The sequence below is a fragment of the Vibrio sp. 1562 genome, from assembly GCF_033340155.1.
In the GTDB taxonomy this organism is placed as follows: Bacteria; Pseudomonadota; Gammaproteobacteria; order Enterobacterales; family Vibrionaceae; genus Vibrio; species Vibrio alginolyticus.
In genome coordinates this window covers 1-544 of the sequence record NZ_JAWOVY010000682.1, presented here as the reverse complement: position 1 = coordinate 544, position 544 = coordinate 1, and the positions used below count along the sequence as shown (strand labels likewise).

Below are 544 nucleotides of genomic sequence, written 5' to 3'. Positions count from 1 at the left end.
ATGTTGCACCTCGCTGAAGCCGGTGATAACGGTCTTTTCCGTTGGTGGTTTGATGAAATCACCCAGCGTGGTGTCGATTTTGATGTGATTGGTATGTCTTACTACCCGTGGTGGCACGGCCCAATTGACAAAGTAAAAGCCAATATGAATGACGTCATCAGTCGCTACAACAAGCCTGTTGTCTTGGTCGAAACGTCTTTCCCGTTTACCACTGAGAATGGTGATTCGTTAGGTAATAGCTACTCCGAGGCGGGGCCGATTGAGGGCTACAGTGTGTCAATTGAGGGCCAGGCGCAATACCTGGCTGACATCATGACGCTGTTGAATGAACTGCCTAACGAACTAGGTTTAGGGATTTATTACTGGGAACCCGCATGGTTACCAATCGATGGGGCAACCTGGTCAACAGGCGCTGGCATGGACTATAGCGGGGACAAATGGGACATGGGCAATTCATGGGAGAACCAAGCACTGTTTGATTTTGAAGGTAACGCACTACCGTCATTGAAAGTATTTAAAGGTCAATAATGAACAATAAAAAACA

At 47.2% G+C, this 544-nt stretch carries 1 protein-coding gene; it reads left to right on the top strand.

Annotated features, from left to right (window positions below; all coding sequences use genetic code 11):
• Nucleotides 1-528, top strand: a 528-nt coding sequence (locus R7Z49_RS27070; RefSeq protein ID WP_318112757.1) for a glycosyl hydrolase 53 family protein, incomplete at its 5' end; no start/stop codon positions are given.
• Nucleotides 529-544: the final 16 nt, after the last annotated feature.